This window comes from Actinoplanes campanulatus, assembly GCF_014647795.1.
Lineage (GTDB): Bacteria > Actinomycetota > Actinomycetes > Mycobacteriales > Micromonosporaceae > Actinoplanes > Actinoplanes campanulatus.
In genome coordinates this window covers 331,829-352,133 of record NZ_BMPW01000009.1, presented here as the reverse complement: position 1 = coordinate 352,133, position 20,305 = coordinate 331,829, and the positions used below count along the sequence as shown (strand labels likewise).

The following is a 20,305-nucleotide window of genomic DNA, read 5'->3' as shown; positions in this document are numbered from 1 at the left end:
CGGGAGTGATGACGGCACAGGCGTCGTCGCCACGCAGCGCGGGAGTGATGACGGCACGGGCGTCGGCGAGCCCGTCCGGCCCGGAGTTGACCCGCACCCAGACCGGCGCGCCGGCCGGCAGCGATCGCAGCCATGTGGCGACCGTGTGGCGGGCCGTCTCCTTCTCGCCGGGCGGGACCGCGTCCTCCAGGTCGGCGATGAGCGCGTCGGCGCCCCGGGTCAGGGCGGAGGCCAGCATCTTCGGCTGGTTGCCGGGGACGTACAGGAAGGATCTCATCCGATCGTCGCCGCCCCGGACAGCAGCGCGCGGGCGATGACGACGCGCTGGATGTCGTTGGTGCCCTCGCCGATCATCATGAGCGGGGCGTCCCGGTAGAGGCGCTCCACCACGAACTCCTTGGAGTAGCCGTAGCCGCCGTGCACCTGCATGGAGTTGAGTGCGCAGAACACGGCGGCCTCGGAGGCGAACGCCTTGGCCATGCCGGCCTCCATGTCGACGCGGTGGCCGCCGTCGGACCGGGAGGCGGCCCAGTAGACGAGCAGCCGGGCGGCCTGCACCTGGGCGGCCATCTCGGCAATCTTGAGCTGGACCGCCTGGAAGTCGCCGATCGTCTTGCCGAAGGCTTTGCGCTGGCCGGCGTACTCGAGGGCCTCGTCGTAGGCGGCCTGGGCGATGCCGAGGGCGCGGGCGGCCACGTTGATCCGGCCGGTCTCCAGGCCGGAGAGCACCTGCTGCATGCCGCGGCCCTCGACACCGCCGAGCAGCTGGGTCGCCGGGACGCGGACGTCCTCCAGCAGCACCTCGCACGACTCGGTGCCCTTGTAGCCGAGTTTCGGCAGGTCACGTTCGACGGTGAAGCCGGGGGTGCCGGCCTCGACGAGGATCACCGACATGCCCTTGTGCGCGGGGGCCGCGGCCGGGTCGGTCTTGCAGAGGACGGGCAGCGGGTCGGCGTACCGGGCGTTGGTGATCCAGGTCTTGCGGCCGTTGAGGACGTAGTGGTCGCCGTCGCGAACGGCCGTCGTGGCGATTCCCTGCAGGTCGGTTCCGGCATCCGGTTCGGTCAGAGCGATTCCGGTACGCCGGACGCCGCTGGCCAGATCGGGCAGGTACCTCGACTTCTGGTCGTCGGTGCCGTGCCGGGCGATCAGCCAGCAGGACAGAGAGTGGCTGCCGAGGATGCCGGCGACGCCCATCCAGCCCTTGGCGATCTCCTCGAAGGTGAGCGCGAAACTGACCATGTCGGCGCCGAGCCCGCCGTACTCCTCGGGGACGGTGAGGCCGAACAGTCCCAGCTCACGCATGGTCTCGACGATCTCGGTGGGGTACCGGCCGGACGCCTCCCACTCCTGTGCGACCGGCCGGATCTCGCGGTCCACGAAGTCCCGGAGCACGTCGCGGAACATCCGCTGCTCGTCGTTCAGGTCAAAGTCCATCACAACTCCCTGAGAAGAGACTCCCGGTGAAGACCGGTGGTTCGGAGCCCTCGACGAGGCGGACAGGCTGGTCGCATCGGGGTTCGGGGACACCGGTGAGGTGGGTGAGCACGACCGGGCCCTCGGTGAGGCGGACCCGGGCGAGCACGTAGGGCTTCTCGGCGCGGTGGACGACGGTGAAACTGTCCACGGTTCCGGTGCCGGCCGCCTCCACCTCGTCCGGCCGGTCGCCGCCGCAGGTGACACAGATCGGGCGCGGATGGTGCTGATAGGACCCGCAGCTCGTACAGTGCTGGATTCTCACCGGTCCGCTCCCAGGATCACCGTGGCGTGGCTGGAGAAGATGCCGCCGGTGCCGTGCGCGAGGGCCGTCGACGCGCCGGGCACCTGCCGGTCGCCGCATTCGCCGCGCAGTTGCCGCACCGCTTCGACCAGCAGCAGCACCCCGAACTGGCCGGGATGGCAGTAGGCCAGGCCGCCGCCGGTGGTGTTGTGCGGCGTGGTGACGGCGAGCCCCTCGCCGGGCGCCGCGAAACCGAGCGCCTCGAGGCCGAGCGGCACCGAGACGGTGAACGAGTCGTAGAGCTGCACCACGTCGATGTCGGCCGGGGTCAGCCCGGCCCGGGCGAAGGCACGCCGGCCCGAGTCGATCGCCCCGGTGCGCAGCAGGTCGGGTTCGCTCGCCATGCCGGTGTGGGTGAGCGCCTCCCCGTAGCCGAGCACCTCGACCGGCCGTTTCGGCAGGTCCCGGGCGCGTTCCAGGGAGGTCAGGACGATCGCGCCGCCGCCGTCGGTGACCAGGCAGCAGTCCAGCCTGCCGAGCGGGCTGGAGATCTGCGGGGCGGCCAGGACGTCGTCGACGGTGAGCGGGCCTTTCCCGTACGTCCATGCCTTGGGGTTGATCTGGGCCCGCGCCCGCGCGGCGACGGCGACCGACGCGAGGTCCGCCCGGTTCAGGCCGTGAACGTGCAGGTAGCGCTGGGCGACCATGGCGTAGTAGGAGATCGGGTAGAGCGGCTCGTAGGGGGCCTCCCACTCGGCCTCGGGGGTGCCCTCATCGTAGACGGCGGTCAGTCCGCGGCGGCGGGCCGAGCGCTGGTCCGAAGCGTAGGAGATCACCACGGTGCCGCACTGACCCGCGGCGATGGCCTGGGCGGCGCGGGCCACGTACATCTCGAAGACCGCGCCGCCGGCGAACGTCGAGTCGCACCAGGACGGTTGCAGGCCCAGCCAGTCGGCGAGCTGGGTCGCCGAGAAGCGGGAGATGCCGTTGGTGGCGATCCCGTCCACGTCGGCCAGGGTGAGCCCGGCGTCGTCGAGCGCCCGGGTGACCGCCTGGGTCTGCAACTCCAGGATCGTCTTCCCGGTGGCGCCGAGGTCGCATTCGGCGGCGCCGGCGATGGCGACGCCGGTCATGGCAGGGTCAGTGTCGCGGAAGCGGGGGCCACCGCGATCCGGCCACCCTCGACGACCTCGACGCGCAGGTCGACGTCGACCGTGCCGGCCTCCTCGCGGACGACCGTGCCGACGCAGCGGATCGTCTCGCCGGCGAAGACCAGGCTCTTGAACCGGAACGACAGGGCGGTGATCACCGCGTCCGGGCCGAACCACTCGCGCAGGGCGATCGCCAGGTACGCGCCGAACACCTGACCGTCGACGACCGGCCTGTCGAGGCCGCGTTCCCGCAGGTAGTCGGCGTCGTAATGGAGTTTGTGCCAGTCCCAGGTCGCGCCGGCGTACGCGATCATGTCGGGCAGTTCGATCTTTTGTTCCCTAACGAGCGACATGGATCAGCGTCTCCTCGTTGACGGCCAGGACGCGGCCGGCCTGGTCGGTGTAGGTGGCGACCGACGTGACGATCAGCATCGTCCTGCCACCGCCGGTGACCCGCTCGGTCATGTCGGCCAGCTTCCAGCGGGCGGTGATCACGTCGTCCGGGCCGACCGGGCGCTCGAAACGGTAGGCGTTTCCACCACGGACCAGCCGGGTGCCCGGCACGTCCAGATGCCACCCGTGACCGGCGTAGCCGTCGGCGTCCCGGGGCAGGCCGGCGTACTGGTTGGTCTCGCAGATCAGCGTCGGCGGGGCCACGTCGCCGGCCAGGTGCGCCGGATCCGTGTCGCCGGTGGCCAGCGCGAAGTAGCGGATCGCGGCCCGGCCCAGCGGTTCCGGCGCGGTGTAGACCCGCTCCTCCCCGATCCGGGCCGCCAGCTCACGCGTCAGCAGCGTCACGGCAGCAACGCCGTCGGCACGGTCTCCAGCAGGAACTCCGGGCGCAGCAGGGCCGAGCAGACGACCGTGGTGACGACCGCGTTCGGGAAGTGTCTCTCCCGCAGGGCGGCCGTGCGCGGATAGTCGGCGACCGCGTCCGGGGTCAGGTATTCGACCAGGTGGACGACGTTCACGCCGGTGGCGCCGGCCTCGGCCAGGACGGTCTCGATGCCGCGGTAGACGTACTCCGCCTGGGCGACCAGGTCCCCGGCGTGGATCGCCTGCTGACCGACCGGGTCGAGCGCGCCGAACCCGGCCAGGTAGACGCTGTTCGCGGCCCGCACGGCCGGTTTGTAGGTGAGCGTGTCGTAGCGGGCCCAGCCGGGGTTGAGCGCTTCGAGCGGCGGGGACGCGGCGAGCGCGTCCAGCGACACCCGGGCGCCCGGCGCGACCGGCACGTCGACGAGGATGCCGGCGGCGCCCGGATGGACCGGCCCGGCGCCGAGGATCTCCCGCCGGGGCCGTCCACATCGGGGGTACTCGGCGCGGGTCGCGGTCGCCGTGTAGTCGACCGTCCGGACCAGCGCGCCGATGTCCGATCCGGCCACCGCCAGCAGGGCGGCGATCCGTTCCAGACACCAGCGGTACTGGTCGCGGAAGTCGCCCTCGGTGGTGTGCACGCTCGGCAGGTAGGTGACGCCGCCCGCCACCCGGATCACGTCGTCGCCGTCGGTGAACAGCGTCCCGCCGCCCGGGTGGGTGACGACCGCGACGGCGTAGGGCGCGCCGGAGCCGACGATCGACTCGACCGGCACCCGCGACACCGGCGCGCGGTGCTCCCCGAACACCGCCTGCCGCGCGGCGTCGAGTGCCGCCGGGTCGGCCAGGGCGGCGGCGGTGACGTACTCGGTCACGTGGACCACGTCGCCGACCGGCACGTCGAGCTGGTCGTAGCCGGGCACGGCCGGCAGATACACGGTCACGGGAGACACCCTTCGATCGCATCCAGGAGGGACACCGGGCCGTCGGCCGCGAAGACCGCCTCCGCGCCGGGTCCCAGGTTCGCGGCGGCCTTCGTGCGCACTCCCCCGCCGGTGGGCCGTTCCACCCGGGCGGTCCGGCCGTCGCCCTCGACGATGCCGGGCGCGTCGGCGGCGACCACGCCGGCGGCGCCGGCCCGCACGGTGATCCGGGCGGCCAGGTCCAGGATCTCCGGCCGGTCCAGGTCCTCGAACGTGTCCAGGTCGACCCGGCCGTCGACGACCATCGCGGCGACACACCAGTAGACGCTGAACCTGGCCTCGTAGGCGCTGCGCGGCCGCCGTTTCTCCGGACCACCGACGATCGGTACGGCGTCCGGGTGCAGTGTCACGGTCAGCGCCGACGGTGCGCTCCCGGTGAACTCGCCGGCCGCGTCGATCGAGGCGTGCGTGAGCTGGCAGGCCGGGTAGGGCTTGATCCCGATCCGGGTCGTCTCCCACCGCTCACCGAGTTCGCCGAGCAGGACGGCCCGGTCGGGATCGCGGGTGGTCATGGTCCGGAACAGGCCGTACTCGCCGTCGAGCGCCCCGGCCGGACCGGTCGCGCCGGCGGCGGCGACACGGGCGGCCAGGATGCCGTTCGCGGCGGCGGTGCCCGGATGCAGTTGCTTGGTGCTGGCCGGGCTGTGCAGGAACTCCAGCAGTCCGCTGGCCCCGCTGGCCGCGATCCCGATGGCGTGCGCCAGCCGTGTCTCGTCGAGGCCGATCAGCTTGCCGGCGGTGACGGCCGCGCCGACGACCCCGCACATCGAGGTGGCGTGCAGCCCGCGCGCGTGGAAGCCGTGCGGCGCCGACGCACCGAGGCGGCACACCACTTCCAGACCCGCGACCAGCGCGGTGATCATCTCGCTGCCGCGCGCCCCGGTCTGTTCTCCCACGGCAAGAGCCACCGGTACGGTCACCGCGCTCGCATGTACCAATCCGCCGGCGTGGGTGTCGTCGAAGTCGAGCGCGTGGACGGCGACGGCGTTCCCGAACGCGGCCGCCACCGCACCGACCCGCTCCCCGCTGAACAGCCGTGCCTCGGGCGGGCCGCCGAGCCCGCGCGCGACGGTGAGCGCGGGTTCGGCGGCGCCGCGTCGGATGCCGGCGACCGCACAGCCGACAGCGTCGATCAGATGTTCCCGGGCCGCCTCGACAACCGCGTCGGGCAGCACTGTGTGGTCGAGCCCCGCACCCCATCGAGCCAGCACCACCGCCGCCGGCTCAACCCCACCCAGGTCAAGTCCACCCGAATCAACCACAGCCGAATCAATCCCGACTGAATCCAGTCCAGTCGAGTCGACATCGATCGCTCCCGCATTGACGGGATCCACATTGACCCGCTCAACATTGATGCCGTCAGAACGATCCACGTGTGTCACTCGGGGGCCTTGCCGAAAGCCCCGGAGGAGCGGAGTTCGGTCAATCGGGTGTCGGAGTAGCCGAGGAGTTCGGCGACGTACCCCAGGTCTTCTCCCCGGCGCGGAGCGCGGCGGTAGGCCGGCGGCGCGTCGCCCACCCGGACCGGCGACGCGACCTGGCGCACCGTGCCGTAATGCGGATGCTCGGTCTCCACGACGAGCCCGCGCGCCAGGGTGTGCGGGTCACGCAGCGCGGCCGCCACGTCGTTGACCGGACCGCACGGGATGCCGGCCGGTTCGAGCAGGGCCAGCCACTCGGCGGTGGTCCGGGTCGCGAAGATCTCCTCCAGCAGCGGAAGCAGCACGTCAGCGTGCGTCCGCCGATCCGCGAAGGTGGCGAACCGCGGATCGCTCAGCGCGGTGACGCCGCGGCCGCCCGCGGCGTTCGGGGTGGCGGGGGCGTTCGGGGTGGCGGGGGCGTTCGGTGTAGGGGCGCTTTCGAGGACGGCGACCAGGCGGTGCCAGAACTTCTCCTTGGCGCAACCGACCACGACCCAGCCGTCGGCCGATGGGAACAGCTGGAACGGGACCAGGGACGGGTGGGCGGAGTAGCGGGTCCGGGCGGGTTCGAAGCCGGCGTTCAGGTGCCAGGCCGCGGGGTAGGTGAGCATGCCGACCGCGGTGTCGAAGAGGCTCAGGTCGCAGTCCATGCCGTGGCCGTCACGGCGGGCCGCGTGGACTCCGGCGAGCAGGGCGATGGCGGCGACGAAACCGCCGGAGTAGTCGACGATGGACAGGCCGGACTTGGTGGGTGGGCCGCCCGGTTCGCCGGTCAGCTCCATCCAGCCGGCCAGGCCCTGGAGGATGTAGTCGTAGCCGGGCTGGGCGGCGCGCGGGCCGGTCATGCCGAAGCCGGTCAGCGAGCAGCAGACGATGCTCGGGTTGATGTGTTCGAGCTGGTCGTAGGTGATGCCGATCTTCGCGGGCACGTCGCCGCGGAGGTTGGAGTAGACGGCGTCGGAGTGGCGTACCAGGTCTTCGAAGACCTCGCGGCCGGCGGGGGACGCCAGGTCGAGGGAGAGCGAGCGTTTGCCGCGGTTGAACGTCTCGAAGAACAGCGAGTCCTCGCCGTGCTGGTAGGGCGGCACGTAGCGGCCGACGTCGCCGCCGGTGCCCGGTTCTTCGATCTTGATGACGTCGGCGCCCAGGTCGGCGAGGTGGACCGAGCCGAACGGGCCGGCGCCGTACTGTTCGACGGCGACGATGCGGATGTCCTCGAGTGGCCTCATCACATGCTCCCGACGAGTTCGAGCAGGCGGTTCTGGGCGTGCCGTACCTCGTCGGCGGGCAGGCCGTAGGAGGGCGGGGAGAGCTTGATCGCGTCGGCCAGGCCGTCGTATTCGAGGATCCGGACGGCACAGTGTGCGGGGGTTCCGGCAATGGTGAAGGCGTCGACCATCGCGTCGGGGATCAGGTCGCCGAGGCAGTCGGCGGGGCGGCCGGAGCGCAGGGCTTCGGAGGCGGCCGCGCAGACGTCGGCGAATCCGGCCGCCCCGAACATGTCGGCGTAGGAGCGGACCGAGGCGTAGAAGCCGACCACGTTGGCGGCGCGACGGCGCGCCACGGCCGGATCCGGGTCGACCGAACAGCAGGCGGCGGCGACGACGTCGAAACCAGCGGAGGGGGCGGTGCGGCGCGCGAGACCGGACTGCAGCGCGGGCCGGATACGTTCGCGCAGCTCAGTGGGCGGGCACAGCTCGTGTGCGATCCAGCCGTCGGCGACCTCGCCGGCGAGCGCGACCATGGCCGGCCCGACCCCGGCCAGGTAGATCGGAAGGTGCGGGCGGACCGGTGGATAGGGCCGCCGCCAGCCGCGCACCCGGATCGAGCGGAGCCCCTTGTGGACGATCGGGTCACCGCCGGCGAGGACCGCGCGGACGATGGCGACCGTGTCGCGCAGCCGGGGTAGCGGGCGGTCGAAGGAGACGCCGTGCCAGTCCTGGTTGAGCCGGGCCACACCGGTGCCGAGGCCGAGCCGGAACCGGCCTTCGGACAGTTCGTCGAGGTCGGCGGCGGCGAGGGCGGTCAGCATGGCGCTGCGGGCGAAGGCGAGCGCGATGCCCGTACCGATGCCGATGCGAGAGTGACCACCGGCTTCCCTACCGGTTCCGGCGGCGAGTGCGGAGGCTGTCACGAAGGCGCTGCGGTGCAGCTCGGGGGCCCAGACGACGCCGGCGCCGGCGGCCTCGGCGGCCCGGGCGGCGCTGACCAGCCCGGCCATCGTCTCGCCCCAGGGCTGCACGTCGAGGCGCATCTACGAGACCTCGGAAGAGGGGCCGTGGCCGCGCTTGTAGGTGAGCATGGTGCGGGTCCAGGTGATGACGTCGGCGCCGTCCTGGTTGAAGCCGGTGGTGAAGACCTTGACGATGCCCGCGTACGGCCGCGATGTCGATTCACGCAGGTCGAGGACCGTGGATCTGGCGTAGATGGTGTCGCCGACGAAGACCGGGTGGGGCATGTCGATCTGTTCCCAGCCGAGGTTGGCGAAGGCGTGCTGGCTGACGTCCGGCACGGACAGGCCGGTCACGATGGCGACCGTGAGGGTGGAGTTGACCAGCAGTTTCCGGTACGGCGTACGCGCTGCGTAGTCGGCGTTGAAGTGGCTCTGGTTGGTGTTCAGCGTCAGGAGCGTGAACCACGTGTTGTCCGCTTCGGAGATGGTGCGGCCGAACGGGTGGCGGTAGGTGTCACCGACGGTGAAGTCTTCGTAATAGCGGCCGAGCATGCGGCGAAGCTAGCACTTGTTTCGCACAGTGGAAAGGTGTTTCCATCTAGCCCATGCTCGAAGCGTTCCTCTACCTGCACATCGTGCTCATGGTCTTCTGGCTCGGCGGAGACCTGGGAGTCTTCTACTCCAGCCGGTACGTGATCGACTCCTCGCTGACCCCGGCCGCACGGCTCACCGCGTGCAAGATCATGCTGGGGCTGGACCTCGGGCCGAAGATCTGCCTCATCCTCTTCCTGCCCAGCGGCCTGACACTGATCTCGCTGGACGCGCACGGCGGCGAGCTGTGGGGCATCCGGTTGCTGCCGTGGTGGCTGCTCCTACCGGTCTGGATCGGATCGTTCGCCTGGATCCGGCTGATGTGGACCGACCACCACGAGCCGGGCGCGCATCCGACCGTGAAGCGGGTCGACCGGGCGATCCGGATCGCCGTGGTGGCCGGCATGTTCGGGATGGGCGTCTTCACGCTGGTGGCCGCCGAGCCGTTCGGTGTCACGACGAATCCGAAGTGGCTGGGTGGCAAGGTCATCCTCTACGCCCTCGCGATCGCGGCGGGGCTGGGCATCCGGCGGCAGCTCAGGCCGTTCGGCCCGGCGTTCTTCGGGCACGTGATGGCGGGCACGGCCGGGGACGACGACGAGGCAACCGTCAAGAACAGTGTCAACGGCTGCCTCCCGTACGTCTGGGTGATCTGGGGTTCGGTCCTGCTGGCCGGCCTTCTCGGCGTCGCCAAGCCGTTGGCGAACCTCTAGGGCCGGTAGCCGAGCTGCGCGGAGATCCGGGACGCGGAGGCGAGAAGGTCGGCGACGGCCTCCTCGGTGTCCGGCTTGAAGCGCAGCGCCGGCCCGGCCAGGCTGATCACGGCCACCACCCGGGCGTCGTGGTCGAAGATCGGGGCGGCGATCGACGCGGCCCCGGCCTGGCGTTCGCCGAGCGAGGTGGCGTACCCCCGCTTGCGGACCGCGGCCAGGTCCTTGCGCAGCTTGGCCGGGTCGGTGATGGTCTTGTCGGTCACCGCCTCGAGCGGGTGCCGGGCGAGGTAGGCGTCGACCTCGAAGTCCGGCAGGAACGCCAGGAACGCCTTGGACGAGGCGCCGGCGTTGAGCGGGAACGGGATGCCGAGGCTCACCTCGAGGCGCAGCTCCTGGTCGGGGACGACCTGGTCGACGTAGAGCCGGGTGTCGCCGCGGCGCAGCGACAGGGTGGCGGTCTCGTGGGTGCGCTCGGAGAGGCGCTTGAGCTCGGGCGCGGCCATCGCGCGGACGTCGGTGCGGGCCAGGTACGCCCGGCCGAGGGCGACCGCGGCGTGGCCCAGCGCGTACCGCCGGGTGGCCGGGTCGACGGTGATCAGCTCACGGCTGCGCAGCGCGGTGAGGATGCGGTGCACGGCCGCCTTGGTGAGACCGAGCGCGGTGGCGATCTCGGTCACCCCGAGATCGGGCTGGTCGGTGCGGCCGAAGTAGAGCAGCACGTCCATCGCGCGCTCGACCGCGGCGATGGACCGGGACTGGCCTTCGTCCTCACTCACTGCCACTGCGAAACCCCCACGGAACAGGTACGGAACAGACTTTGCCGAACTCTAGCCTGCCATTTCGCGGTGGGAAACGCCGTACCGTTCCGCGGTTGACACGATCCTTGACCGTCGTTACGTTCAGCGTAACGACGTTTCCTAGAGCGAAACAGTCCGCAGGAACGGAGCGTACGGGTGCCGGTCGACAGCACGACCTTCCGATCCGTGCTCGGACAGTGGCCGAGTGGCGTCTGCGTGGTGACCACGGTCGGCCCGCACGGCGTGCACGGGATGACCGCCAGCTCATTCTCCTCCGTCAGCCTCGATCCGCCGCTCGTGTCGGTCTGCCTCGGCAACCATCTGCCCAGCCGGGCGCTGCTCGGCGAGGCGGGCAAGTTCGCGATCAGCTTCCTCGGCCGGGACCAGGCGGACATCGGCCGCCGGTTCGCCGGGCAGGAGCGCGACGTCAAGAACCGGTTCGCCGGCCTGGACTGGGCCACCACCCCGAACGGGTGCCCGGTGCTCACTGACGCGGTGGCGTGGCTGGACTGCACGGTGGCGCACGCCTACCCGGGCGGCGACCACACCATCTTCGTCGGCGCGGTGACCGACGCGGCCCTGCCCCGGATCACCTCGCCGCTGCTGTTCCACTCGCGCAACTGGGGCCAGATCGCCGACCCGCTGCCGTCCTCGGTGAACCTGACCGTCGACGTGGCCGCCGACGACCCGCTCGCCGGTGCGCTGCGGAAGGCCGGGGCCCGGGTCCGCGCCGACGGGCACTGCTTCGAGTTCTCCGCCGACGACCCTCCCCCACCGGCGGCCATCCGGGCCGCCAAGGAGTCCGGCGCCACCGTCATCGGGTACGTGCCGGACGCCTTCGACCCGGATCGCGAGGACGAGGTGCTCGCCTCCGTCGCCGCGCTCACCGAGCTGGGCTGCGATGAGATCGGGTGCGCCGAGTCGCTCGTCGCACCGGCCTCGCCGTTGCAGGTCCGCCGGGTGCTCCAGGACGCCGCGGCCCGGGCCCGCCCGGCCGTCCTGCGCGTCCGCCTCTCCGGCGACAACCGCCTCGCCCTGGTCAACGCGCTGGTCGCGATGAAGAGCGGGGTCTCGCACTTCGACGTCGTCGCCCCCGGCTCCGGATCGTCCGGGCTGCCGCTGGGCGACCTGCTCCACCTGTCCCGCCAACTCGAGGTCGCCGGCCCGCCCGACCTCGCCCACATCAGGGAGTGACACCATGGCCGACCGACTCATCGGCGAGAAGCTCGTCGACGACATGACCGTCGAGGAGAAGGCCCGGGCCGCCCTCGTCGAGCAGGTGTTGCCGGCGCTGCGGGCCAGGGCCGACCAGGCCGACGCCGACGGCGCCTTCCCGCGCGAGCACATCGACCTGCTGCGCGACGCCGGCCTGATGGGCCTGATCGTCCCCCGGGAGTACGGCGGCCTCGGCGGCACCCTGCGGGACCTGGCCGCCGCCACCTACGCGATGGGCAGCGCCTGCCCGTCCACGGCGCTGGCCTTCTTCTTCCACAACACGTCGGCGTCGCGCGGCCTGCTGCCGCTGGAGGCGATCGAGTCCGGGCTGTTCTCCGGTGAGGAGGCGCCGGCGGTCAAGGCGTTCGCCGAGAAGGTGCTGCGGCTGATGTCCGGCGGCGCCTGGCTCGCCAACTTCGCCAGCGAGTCGGTCAAGTCGAGCGGCGCCAACATCGCGATCGCCACCACGGCGGTCGCGGCTTCCCGCGGAGATCGGAAAGGCTGGGAGCTGACCGGTGAGAAGTCGTTCGGCTGCGCCACCGGCATCGCCGACCACTACCTGGTCACGGCCCGGCTGGACGGCTACGAGACGGCCGACGGGCTGGTCATGTTCCTGGTTCCGCGTGACGCCGAGGGGGTGACCGAGCGGCCGTTCTGGAACGGGCTCGGCATGCGCGGCAGCGCCAACCACGGCATCCGGCTCGACGGTGTGTTCATCCCGCAGGAGGACGCGCTCACCGTACCGGGCGCGTTCGTGAAGATGTTGCAGTGCAGCCGCGGCAGCTTCGTCGGCAACCAGCTGGCCATCACGGCGGTCTACGTGGGCGCGGCGCAGGGCGTCTACGACGACACCCTGGAGCGGCTGACCCGTAGGACGTTCGCCGACACCGGCCGTCCGATCGCCGAGTCGCCCATGCACCAGGTGATCATCGGCGACATGACCGAGAACCTGGAACGGGCCTACCTGTGGCTGCGCCGCCAACTGCTGCTCGAGACGTGCGAGCCGCCGATCGCCACCAAATCCGAGGTGTACGCGCAGTGGCGCATCGCCAAGGGCAGCATCTGCCAGGCCGCGTTCGACGTGGCGATCGGCGCCCTCAAGGCGTCCGGCACCTCCAACGCGACAATGAACGGCACCGTCGGCCGCGCCCTGCGTGACCTGGCGATGGGGCTGGTCATGACGTTCCCGCCGGAGCGCGGTCGCCTGGAGGCCGCCTCGGTGATCACCAGCAACCGGGCCAACGACCTTTTCGCGAGCGTGGCCAAATGATCAGAAACCTCATCGATGGTACGTGGAGAGCGTGCGCCGATCCGGTAGGAGTGGACCTGGAGAACCCGGCCACCGGTGAGGTGACCGATCCGGCGCTCGGCTCGTCGCCCACCGAGGTCGACGAGGCCCTCGCCGCCGCCGACGCGCTGGGCGCCTGGACCGCGCCCGCCGAGGAACGCGCCACCGTGTGTGAGTCGATCGCCGCCGCGGTCGCCGCCGCCGCCCCGGAGATCGTCGCGCTGGAGTCCCGCGCCACCGGCGTCCCGATCCGGCAGACCACCGGACTCGGGATGATCCTGGGCGGCGCGTTCGCCCTGGCCGCCGGGCAGCTCCGGGCCGGGATCCTGACCTCGACCGCGACCCGTGAGGACGGCCGCGAGGTGCTTGTCGAACGGCTCCCGTGGGGCCCGGCCGCCTGCCTGGTCCCGTGGAACGCGCCGGCCCCGATGGCCGCCCACAAGGTCGCCAACGCGCTGGCTGCCGGCTGCCCGACCATCCTCAAACCGAGTGAGTACGCGCCGTACGGCACCGAGCGCCTGGCCGAGGTGATCGACACCGTCCTGCGCGAGGCCGGCGCCCCGGCCGCCCTGTTCCAGCTGCTGCACGGCGGCGCCGCGGTCGGTTCGCAGGTCGTCTCGGATCCGCGGATCCGGGCCGTCTCGTTCACCGGCGGACTGGGCGGCGGCCGGGCGGTCGCGGCCGCCTGCGCCTACGACATCAAGCCGGTGCAACTGGAGCTCGGCGGCAACAACGCGCTGATCGCCCTGCCGGACGCCGACGAGGACGCCGTGGCCCGTGCCGCCGCCGACCTGCTCACCACCCTGAACGGGCAGTGGTGCCGGGCGCTGGGCCGCCTGATCGTCCCGGCCGGCCGGGAGGAGGCGCTTTCCGCAGCGGTGCTCCGGCGCGTGGGGAATCTTCAGACCGGCGACCCCGCGAATGAGGCCACCGACTATGGGCCGCTGATCCACTCCGGACATCGGGCCGCAGTGGTCAAGGCCCGCGACGCGCTGGGCGGCACCGTCCTCTCGGCTGAGTTGGCGGGCCCCGGTAACACCCTGGCGCCCTCGCTGGTGGTCGGCGCGGACCCGGCCGACACCACCGACGAGATCTTCGGCCCGGTCGCCGCGGTGCACGGCTACTCGTCCATCGACGAGGCCGTCGCCCTCGCCAACGGCACCCGGTACGGGCTGGAGGGCTACGTCTTCGGCGCCGACGAGGAGGCCGCCCTGGCCGTCGCGAAACGGGTCCGGGCCGGTGAGGTCAAGGTCAACGGCTCCTCGATCATGAGCCTGCACCTGTTCACCCCGCGCCCGGCCTGGGGCATCTCCGGCTACTCGGAGGAGGGCACCGCCGAGACCCTGCGGTTCTTCACCAACCCGCGCGTGGTCGGTGTGGAGAACGGCTTCGCCCTGCACAGCCGGTCATGACTCCCCACACCGAGCGGCGCACGGGCCGGGCGAGGAAGATCCAGTCATGACTGCCACCGCACTGCGCGCGATTCTCGCGTCCGGCCGGGTCACCCACGTGCCCGGCGTCTACGACCCGGTCACCGCGGCGCTCGCCGTGGCGGCCGGCCACCGCGCCGTGCACCTGTCCGGCGCGGCCGTCTCGGCGATCATGCTGGGCCGGCCCGACCTCGGGTACGTGCACGCCACCCAGATCGCCGACCGGGCGTCCACCCTGGTCCCGGCCCTGGACGGCATTCCGCTGATCGCCGACGCCGACACCGGGTACGGCAACCCGCTGCACGCCGTGTGGACCGCACTGTCGTACGCCCGGGCCGGTATCGCCGGGCTGCACCTGGAGGACCAGGTCAGCCCGAAACGGTGCGGGCACCTGGCCGGCAAGGAGGTGATCCCGATCGGCGAGGCGGCCGCGAAGATCACCGCCCTGGCCGATCAGGCGCCGCAGATCGTGGTGATCGCCCGCACCGACGCGTACTCGATCCTCGGCCTGGACGAGACGATCGTGCGCTGCCGGGCGTACGCCGCGGCCGGTGCCGACGCGGTGTTCCCCGAGGGTGTGGACAGCCTGGCCGACCTCGCCCGCATCGGGGCCGCGATCCCCGGCGTACCGATCGTCGTCAACCGCAGCGAGGCCGGCGGCGACCGCCCCGCCCTGACCGACGCCGAACTCGCCGCGGCCGGTGTCCGTCTCGTCCTGCACCCGGTGTCCGCGCTGCTCGCCGCCATGCGGGCGGCGTCGCTGACCTACCGGGCCATCGCCGACCACGGCACCGCCGAACCGGTCGACCGGATGCCGTGGGCCGCCTTCACCGCGCTGGTCGGCCAGGACGAGGCGCTCGACCTCGACGCCCGCTACGTACCGAAAGGGTTGCAGACGTGAACCGCATCCTGGTCGCCGGCGCCGGGCCGGTCGGTCTCACCGCGGCCCTGGCCCTGGCCCGGCGCGGCTTCGCCGTGACCGTGTGTGAGTCCGGGGACGCGCTGGCCGCCGAGTCCCGCGCGTCCACGTTCCATCCGCCCACCCTGGAGATGCTCGACGATCTCGGCGTCGGCGGGGAACTGCACGAGCGGGGGCTGCTGTCGCCCAGGTTCGCCTACCGGGACCGGCGCGAGGGGCTGATCGCCATGCTGGACCTGGCGGTCCTCGGTGACGACACCCGTTTTCCGTACCGGTTGCAGTGCGAGCAGTCGAAACTCACGCCGATCCTGCTCGACCATCTGCTGCGGTACCCCGGCTGCGGGATCGAGTTCGGTTTCCACGTGGCCGAGGTGGCCCAGGACGGCGGGGTCACCGTCACCTCCGCCGACGGCCGCACCGTCCACGGTGACTGGCTGATCGGGGCGGACGGCGCGCACTCGTCGACCCGGCGGGCCACCGGCGTCACCTTCGACGGCATCACCTATCCGGAGCGTTTCCTGGTCGCCTCGGTCGACGAGGAGCTCTTGGACTGGCTCGACGACCTGGCCTCGGTCAACTACGTGTTCGACCCGGTCGAGTGGTGCGTGCTGCTGCGGACCCCCGACCACTGGCGGGTGCTGCTGCCCACCCCGTCCGAGACACCCGACGAGCAGGAGTACGAGCGTCTCGGCTCCCGCCTGCGCGGCGTCTTCGACCCGGGCCGGCCGTGGCGGGTGGCGCACGCCGGCATGTACCGCGTCCACCAGCGGGTCGCCACGTCCTTCCGTACCGGGCGGGTCCTGCTCGCCGGCGACGCGGCACACGTCAACAATCCGCTCGGCGGGCTCGGCATGAACTCCGGCATCCACGACGCCGTCGCCTACGCCGCCGCCATCGCGACCGGCGACGACGCGGCGATCTGGGCGGCCGCCACCGACCGGCGGCGGATCGCCCTGGAATACGTGCAGAGCGTCTCCCACCAGAACTACGAACGCCTGCGCGCCACCGACCCGGACGCCCGCGCCGCCCACCTCGACGGCCTCCGCGCCGTCGCCGCCGACCCGGCCCGCTCCCGCGAGTCCCTGCTGCGCAGCTCCATGATCGCCTCCCTGCGCCCGGTCCCCGCATGACCGCGTCCGCGGCGGCGACGATCGAGCGGGAGAATCCCGCGCGTACCGCTGAGATCGTCGGGGTGGTCGCGGAGACGGCGCCGGAAGCGGTCGACGCGATCGTGCGTGAGGCGGACGCGGACCAGCGGAGGTGGGCGGCACGGCCGCTTGCGGACCGGCTGGCCGCGCTGGCGCGCGCCGCCGCCGCGATCGAGGACGCGACGCCCGGGCTGGCCACCCTCCTGGCACGCGAGTCCGGCAAGGTGGCCGGCGACTGCCGCGGCGAACTGGGCTTCGCGGTCCGCTATCTGCGGTGGGTGGTCGAGCATGCCCCGGAGGCGTACGCGGACCGCGTGCTCGACGATGACCTGGGAAGGGTCGTCGAGCAGCGGAAACCGTACGGTGTGGTGGCCGCCGTCACGCCCTGGAACGCGCCGGTCATCCTGGCCATGCTCAAGATCGCGCCCGCACTGGCAGCCGGGAACGCGATCGTGGTGAAACCGTCGCCGCTCGCGCCGCTGACCGTCTCCCGGGTGGTGGACCTCTTCGACGCGCCGGTCCGGGTGGTGCACGGCGGGGCGGAGACGGGCGCCGCACTGGTCGGGCACGACCTGGTCCGGAAGGTGGCGTTCACCGGCGGCGCGGCCGGCGGGCGGGCGGTGGCGGCGCTGGCCGGCGACCGTCTCACCCCGAGCGTCCTGGAGCTCGGTGGCAACGATCCGGCCGTCTTCCTGGACGACGCGCCGTTCACCGACGACGCCATGGACCGCCTCGTGATGGCCAGTTTCGCGACCGGTGGGCAGGTCTGTATGGCGGCGAAACGGCTCTACGTGCCGTCGTCGCGGCTGTCCGCCTTCGTCGGCGCCTACCTGGCCGCCGCCGACCGCGTCCTGGTCACCGGCGATCCGCTCGGCGACCGGACGACGACGGGCCCGCTGATCTCGGCGGCCGCGCAGCGGATGGCACTGGCCCTGCGCGGCACGGCCGCCGACGCCGCGCCGCGGCCGGGAACGCACAGCGGAAGACTGGCCTGGGGTGGGGTGGTGCACGACCTCGGCCAGTTCGAGGGAGATCCGGCCACCGGGTATTTCGTACGTCCGGCGCTCGTAGTGGAGCCGGATCCGGGGTCGCCGCTGGTCGTCGCGGAGCAGTTCGCGCCGGTGGTGCCGGTTCTCGGCTACTCCGATGAGGAGTCGGTGCTGGCCGCCGCGAACGCCGGGGAGCTGGGGCTGGGCGCGTCGGTGTGGAGTGCCGACGAGGAACGGGCGTTCGCGTTCGCCCGGCGGTTCGAGGCCGGGTTCACGTTCGTCAACACGCACAACCGCACCGGCATGAGCCTGCGCGCCCCGTTCGGCGGGGTGAAGCGCTCCGGCTGGGGCCGCGAGTACGCCCACGAGGGTCTCGCCGAATACGTCCAGACCTGCGTCATCCACGCCCCGGCCGCGTTCCGGCCGGGCGCCGCGGTGACCGGGGGCGGGCCGTCGGCGTACCCCGCGGGGTGACGGTCCGTCCTGAACAGCTGACACCCCAGAACTGTGACCCGCGTCACCACAGTTCACGAACGGCGGGCCGGCACCCGTCTCCCGGTCGTCCATCGCGACGAGGGAGGAACAAGCCATGCACGAGATCCTGGTTCTGGGCGCCGGATACGCGGGCCTGATGGCCGCCACCAGCCTGGCCGGCCGCACCGGGCGGCGCGACGACGTCCGGATCACGCTGGTGAACGGCAGTGACCGGTTCACCGAGCGGCTCCGGCTGCACCAGGTGGCGACCGGGCAGCGGCTCGCCGAGCTCAGCATCCCGGCGGTCCTGGCGGGCACCGACGCCCGCCTGGTCACCGGCTGGGTGACGGCGATCGACCCGGCCACCCGGACGGTAAGGGTGGACGACGAGCGGGTGCTCCGCTACGACACGCTGGTCTATGCGCTCGGCGGGGTCGCCGACACGGCCGCCGTGCCGGGGGCGGACGAGCACGCGTACGCCCTGGACGGCGCGCCGGCCGCCGAGGCGCTGGCCCGCCGCCTGGCGGAGGTGGCCCGGCCGGGCGGTGGTGCGGTGGCCGTCTGCGGCACCGGCCTGACCGGGATCGAGCTGGCCACCGAGATCGCCGAGAGCTACCCCGGCCTGGCGGTCACGCTGCTCGGCACGGCTGAGCCCGGCGCGGGGCTGGGCCGGCGCGCGCGAACGCACCTGGACGGCGCGCTCGCCCGCCTGGGCGTCCGGGTGCGGGCCGGCGCCGAGGTGGTCAAGGTGCTCCCGGGCGCGGTGGCGCTGGCCGGCGGCGCGACGGTCGAGGCCGACGTGGTGGTGTGGGCCGCCGGGGTGCGGGTCCCGCCGCTGGCCGCGGCGGCCGGCCTGACGGTCGACGGGCACGGGCGGATCGTGGTGGACGGCGCCCTGCGCTCGGTGTCGCACCCGGAGGTCTACGCGATCGGGGACGCGGCCGCGATCCGGCAGGGGTTCGGTGTCCTGCACGGCACCTGCCAGAGCGGCATGCCGACCGGCGTGCAGGTGGCGTGGAACATCGCGCGGGAGCTGGACGGCCGGGAACCGGGACGGTTCCGGTTCGGCTATGTGCACCTGCCGGTGAGCCTGGGCCGCGGCGACGCGGTCATCCAGTTCACCCGGCCGGACGGCGGCCCGAAACGGCTGGCGCTGACCGGGCGGGCGGCGGTCTGGTACAAGGAGACCGTGAGCTCGTCACCGTGGTCGTCGTTCCAGCGCATGCTCCGCAGCCCGGGCGCGGGCCGTCTCGCGTGGCGCCGTGGCGGCCGGCAGACCCGGTGAGCGAGCCGTTCGAAGAGCACCGGAGGCTGCTGTTCGCGGTGGCCTACCGGATTCTCGGCAGTGCGGCCGACGCCGAGGACGCGGTGCAGGACAGCTGGCTGAAGTGGTCGGCCGCGGACCGTTCCCGGGTCGCCGACCCGCGGGCCTACCTGGTGCGGATCGTGACGAACGTGGCGATGGACCGGCTGCGTTCGGCCCGGGCGCGGCGGGAGTCCTACGTCGGCCCGTGGCTGCCCGAGCCGGTGCTGACCGACGCCGGCTCCGGCGCCGGCTCCGAGGAGGACGCGGTCCGCGCGGAGTCGGTGTCGACCGGTCTGCTGATGCTGCTGGAGAGCCTCAGTCCGCTGGAACGCGCGGTGTTCGTGCTGCGGGAGGCGTTCGCGTTCAGCCATGCCGAGATCGCCGCCGCGGTGGGACGCTCCGAGGAGACGGTACGGCAGGCGGCGTCGCGGGCCCGGGAGCATGTGCGGTCGAACCGGCCGCGGTTCCCGGTCACCGCCTCCCGGCACCGGGCGGTGACCGAGCGGTTCCTGGCCGCCGCCGGTGGCGGGGACATCAACACGATGCTGGACCTGCTCGCCCCGGACGTCACCCTGTGGACCGACGGCGGCGGCAAGGTGCGCCAGGCGTTGCGGCCGGTCCGCGGGGCGCAGCCGGTGGCGGCCTGGTTCGCGGGCATCATGCGGCGGCCGTACGAGGGGGTAGCGCCGGCCGAGATGACCGCCGAGATCACCGGGCTGAGCGGCGCGCCCGGCGTCGTGATGCGCGGTGGCGGGCGGGTCCTGGCGACGCTCACGCTCGATCTCGACGATCAGGGCCGGATCATCGCCATTCACAACGTTGCCAACCCGGACAAGCTGGGCGCCGTCACCGCGGGACTCGTGCGCGATCTGCGGCTTTCCGCGTACGAATCAGGGTTGGGTGTAGTCGACGACGGCGCGTGAGGTCAGCAGCGGGCGCAACCACGCGCCCAGCTCGAGATGGGCCGGATGCGCTTGATAGGCGCGCAGGTCGTCGGTGTCCCGGTGGGTGGTACGCAGGTGCAGATCCCAGGAGACCTCGGTGCGGAGCTCGTCCACGTGGGCCTCCAGGGAACGGATTTCCGGAACGGCATCGCCAAGGTCTTCCAAACGCAACTTCGCCTTGGCAGCATCCCCGGGATCGGCAAACCTCATCAGTACGACATGCACCA

The 20,305-nt window shown here is 72.3% G+C and carries 22 protein-coding genes; 9 read left to right on the top strand and 13 right to left on the bottom strand.

Going from position 1 to position 20,305, the window contains the following annotated elements; all coding sequences use genetic code 11:
* The 11 genes from IEZ13_RS19860 to IEZ13_RS19810 form a co-directional block, all read right to left on the bottom strand.
* The coding region (locus IEZ13_RS19860) for an aldolase/citrate lyase family protein (RefSeq protein ID WP_229794796.1) at positions 1–277 on the bottom strand (277 nt) is incomplete at its 3' end.
* Positions 274–1,437 carry an acyl-CoA dehydrogenase family protein gene (locus IEZ13_RS19855; protein ID WP_183219824.1) on the bottom strand — a complete coding sequence of 388 codons (1,164 nt, stop codon included), beginning with the start codon at positions 1,435–1,437 and terminating at the stop codon, positions 274–276. The genes IEZ13_RS19860 and IEZ13_RS19855, both read right to left, overlap by 4 nt.
* Positions 1,427–1,741 (bottom strand): Zn-ribbon domain-containing OB-fold protein, encoded by a 315-nt coding sequence (locus tag IEZ13_RS19850; protein ID WP_203833649.1) that lies wholly within the window; start codon positions 1,739–1,741, stop codon positions 1,427–1,429. Before IEZ13_RS19850 ends, IEZ13_RS19855 begins: the two co-directional genes overlap by 11 nt.
* Positions 1,738–2,853 carry a thiolase C-terminal domain-containing protein gene (locus tag IEZ13_RS19845; protein WP_183219822.1) on the bottom strand — a complete coding sequence of 372 codons (1,116 nt, stop codon included), beginning with the start codon at positions 2,851–2,853 and terminating at the stop codon, positions 1,738–1,740. Before IEZ13_RS19845 ends, IEZ13_RS19850 begins: the two co-directional genes overlap by 4 nt.
* A complete protein-coding gene (locus IEZ13_RS19840) occupies positions 2,850–3,224 on the bottom strand; it encodes a MaoC/PaaZ C-terminal domain-containing protein (RefSeq protein WP_183219821.1) in 375 nt (124 codons plus the stop codon). The genes IEZ13_RS19845 and IEZ13_RS19840 overlap by 4 nt, the downstream gene beginning before the upstream one ends.
* Positions 3,211–3,669, bottom strand: coding sequence for an FAS1-like dehydratase domain-containing protein (locus IEZ13_RS19835; protein WP_183219819.1), 459 nt, complete (start codon positions 3,667–3,669; stop codon positions 3,211–3,213). Before IEZ13_RS19835 ends, IEZ13_RS19840 begins: the two co-directional genes overlap by 14 nt.
* The gene (locus IEZ13_RS19830; RefSeq protein ID WP_183219817.1) at positions 3,666–4,631 is read right to left on the bottom strand and encodes a RidA family protein; all 966 of its coding nucleotides are present in this window, start codon (positions 4,629–4,631) and stop codon (positions 3,666–3,668) included. Before IEZ13_RS19830 ends, IEZ13_RS19835 begins: the two co-directional genes overlap by 4 nt.
* The gene (locus tag IEZ13_RS19825; RefSeq protein WP_229794795.1) at positions 4,628–5,884 is read right to left on the bottom strand and encodes an MmgE/PrpD family protein; all 1,257 of its coding nucleotides are present in this window, start codon (positions 5,882–5,884) and stop codon (positions 4,628–4,630) included. Before IEZ13_RS19825 ends, IEZ13_RS19830 begins: the two co-directional genes overlap by 4 nt.
* Positions 5,885–6,048: 164 nt before the next feature.
* Complete coding sequence (locus IEZ13_RS19820; RefSeq protein WP_183219815.1) at positions 6,049–7,320, bottom strand: CaiB/BaiF CoA transferase family protein; 1,272 nt, start codon at positions 7,318–7,320, stop codon at positions 6,049–6,051.
* Entirely contained in the window at positions 7,320–8,345 is a 1,026-nt protein-coding gene (locus IEZ13_RS19815) for an LLM class flavin-dependent oxidoreductase (RefSeq protein WP_183219813.1), read from the bottom strand. The genes IEZ13_RS19820 and IEZ13_RS19815 overlap by 1 nt, the downstream gene beginning before the upstream one ends.
* A complete protein-coding gene (locus IEZ13_RS19810; RefSeq protein ID WP_183219811.1) occupies positions 8,346–8,816 on the bottom strand; it encodes a MaoC family dehydratase in 471 nt (156 codons plus the stop codon).
* Positions 8,817–8,869: 53 nt separating this feature from the next.
* On the opposite strand from IEZ13_RS19810, the gene IEZ13_RS19805 reads away from it, so the two are divergent.
* Positions 8,870–9,568 (top strand): hypothetical protein, encoded by a 699-nt coding sequence (locus IEZ13_RS19805; RefSeq protein WP_183219809.1) that lies wholly within the window; start codon positions 8,870–8,872, stop codon positions 9,566–9,568.
* On the opposite strand, the gene IEZ13_RS19800 is transcribed toward IEZ13_RS19805, so the two are convergent.
* Positions 9,565–10,344 (bottom strand): IclR family transcriptional regulator, encoded by a 780-nt coding sequence (locus tag IEZ13_RS19800; RefSeq protein ID WP_229794794.1) that lies wholly within the window; start codon positions 10,342–10,344, stop codon positions 9,565–9,567. The two genes, IEZ13_RS19805 and IEZ13_RS19800, sit on opposite strands and share 4 nt — an antisense overlap.
* Positions 10,345–10,551: 207 nt before the next feature.
* Here IEZ13_RS19800 and IEZ13_RS19795 point away from each other — a divergent pair, with 207 nt between their 5' ends.
* The 8 genes from IEZ13_RS19795 to IEZ13_RS19760 all read left to right on the top strand — a co-directional run bounded on the left by IEZ13_RS19795 (position 10,552) and on the right by IEZ13_RS19760 (position 20,057).
* Complete coding sequence (locus IEZ13_RS19795) at positions 10,552–11,559, top strand: flavin reductase (RefSeq protein WP_183219805.1); 1,008 nt, start codon at positions 10,552–10,554, stop codon at positions 11,557–11,559.
* Positions 11,560–11,563: 4 nt separating this feature from the next.
* Positions 11,564–12,850: an acyl-CoA dehydrogenase family protein gene (locus IEZ13_RS19790; RefSeq protein WP_183219803.1), complete on the top strand. Its 1,287-nt coding sequence runs from the start codon at positions 11,564–11,566 to the stop codon at positions 12,848–12,850.
* Positions 12,847–14,280: an aldehyde dehydrogenase family protein gene (locus tag IEZ13_RS19785; RefSeq protein WP_221245405.1), complete on the top strand. Its 1,434-nt coding sequence runs from the start codon at positions 12,847–12,849 to the stop codon at positions 14,278–14,280. Before IEZ13_RS19790 ends, IEZ13_RS19785 begins: the two co-directional genes overlap by 4 nt.
* 46 nt (positions 14,281–14,326) lie before the next feature.
* Positions 14,327–15,199: an isocitrate lyase/PEP mutase family protein gene (locus IEZ13_RS19780; protein WP_183219802.1), complete on the top strand. Its 873-nt coding sequence runs from the start codon at positions 14,327–14,329 to the stop codon at positions 15,197–15,199.
* Positions 15,196–16,347 carry an FAD-dependent oxidoreductase gene (locus tag IEZ13_RS19775; RefSeq protein WP_183219801.1) on the top strand — a complete coding sequence of 384 codons (1,152 nt, stop codon included), beginning with the start codon at positions 15,196–15,198 and terminating at the stop codon, positions 16,345–16,347. Before IEZ13_RS19780 ends, IEZ13_RS19775 begins: the two co-directional genes overlap by 4 nt.
* Positions 16,344–17,828 carry an aldehyde dehydrogenase family protein gene (locus IEZ13_RS19770; RefSeq protein WP_183219800.1) on the top strand — a complete coding sequence of 495 codons (1,485 nt, stop codon included), beginning with the start codon at positions 16,344–16,346 and terminating at the stop codon, positions 17,826–17,828. The genes IEZ13_RS19775 and IEZ13_RS19770 overlap by 4 nt, the downstream gene beginning before the upstream one ends.
* Positions 17,829–17,943: 115 nt before the next feature.
* Positions 17,944–19,113 carry an NAD(P)/FAD-dependent oxidoreductase gene (locus tag IEZ13_RS19765; protein ID WP_183219799.1) on the top strand — a complete coding sequence of 390 codons (1,170 nt, stop codon included), beginning with the start codon at positions 17,944–17,946 and terminating at the stop codon, positions 19,111–19,113.
* On the top strand, positions 19,110–20,057 hold the full coding sequence (locus IEZ13_RS19760; RefSeq protein ID WP_183219798.1) for an RNA polymerase sigma-70 factor: 948 nt from the start codon (positions 19,110–19,112) through the stop codon (positions 20,055–20,057). The genes IEZ13_RS19765 and IEZ13_RS19760 overlap by 4 nt, the downstream gene beginning before the upstream one ends.
* Here IEZ13_RS19760 and IEZ13_RS19755 read toward each other — a convergent pair.
* Entirely contained in the window at positions 20,025–20,288 is a 264-nt protein-coding gene (locus tag IEZ13_RS19755) for a Dabb family protein (RefSeq protein ID WP_229794803.1), read from the bottom strand. The genes IEZ13_RS19760 and IEZ13_RS19755 overlap by 33 nt on opposite strands.
* Positions 20,289–20,305: the final 17 nt, after the last annotated feature.

Excerpts from the sequence above, each read along its gene's own strand:
- IEZ13_RS19855 (WP_183219824.1), bottom strand. The coding sequence starts at position 1,437 with ATGGACTTTGACCTGAACGACGAGCAGCGGATGTTCCGCGACGTGCTC.
- IEZ13_RS19845 (WP_183219822.1), bottom strand. The coding sequence starts at position 2,853 with ATGACCGGCGTCGCCATCGCCGGCGCCGCCGAATGCGACCTCGGCGCC.
- IEZ13_RS19840 (WP_183219821.1), bottom strand. The coding sequence starts at position 3,224 with ATGTCGCTCGTTAGGGAACAAAAGATCGAACTGCCCGACATGATCGCG.
- IEZ13_RS19820 (WP_183219815.1), bottom strand. The coding sequence starts at position 7,320 with ATGAGGCCACTCGAGGACATCCGCATCGTCGCCGTCGAACAGTACGGC.
- IEZ13_RS19815 (WP_183219813.1), bottom strand. The coding sequence starts at position 8,345 with ATGCGCCTCGACGTGCAGCCCTGGGGCGAGACGATGGCCGGGCTGGTC.
- IEZ13_RS19810 (WP_183219811.1), bottom strand. The coding sequence starts at position 8,816 with ATGCTCGGCCGCTATTACGAAGACTTCACCGTCGGTGACACCTACCGC.
- IEZ13_RS19805 (WP_183219809.1), top strand. The coding sequence starts at position 8,870 with ATGCTCGAAGCGTTCCTCTACCTGCACATCGTGCTCATGGTCTTCTGG.
- IEZ13_RS19790 (WP_183219803.1), top strand. The coding sequence starts at position 11,564 with ATGGCCGACCGACTCATCGGCGAGAAGCTCGTCGACGACATGACCGTC.
- IEZ13_RS19785 (WP_221245405.1), top strand. The coding sequence starts at position 12,847 with ATGATCAGAAACCTCATCGATGGTACGTGGAGAGCGTGCGCCGATCCG.
- IEZ13_RS19780 (WP_183219802.1), top strand. The coding sequence starts at position 14,327 with ATGACTGCCACCGCACTGCGCGCGATTCTCGCGTCCGGCCGGGTCACC.
- IEZ13_RS19770 (WP_183219800.1), top strand. The coding sequence starts at position 16,344 with ATGACCGCGTCCGCGGCGGCGACGATCGAGCGGGAGAATCCCGCGCGT.
- IEZ13_RS19765 (WP_183219799.1), top strand. The coding sequence starts at position 17,944 with ATGCACGAGATCCTGGTTCTGGGCGCCGGATACGCGGGCCTGATGGCC.
- IEZ13_RS19755 (WP_229794803.1), bottom strand. The coding sequence starts at position 20,288 with ATGAGGTTTGCCGATCCCGGGGATGCTGCCAAGGCGAAGTTGCGTTTG.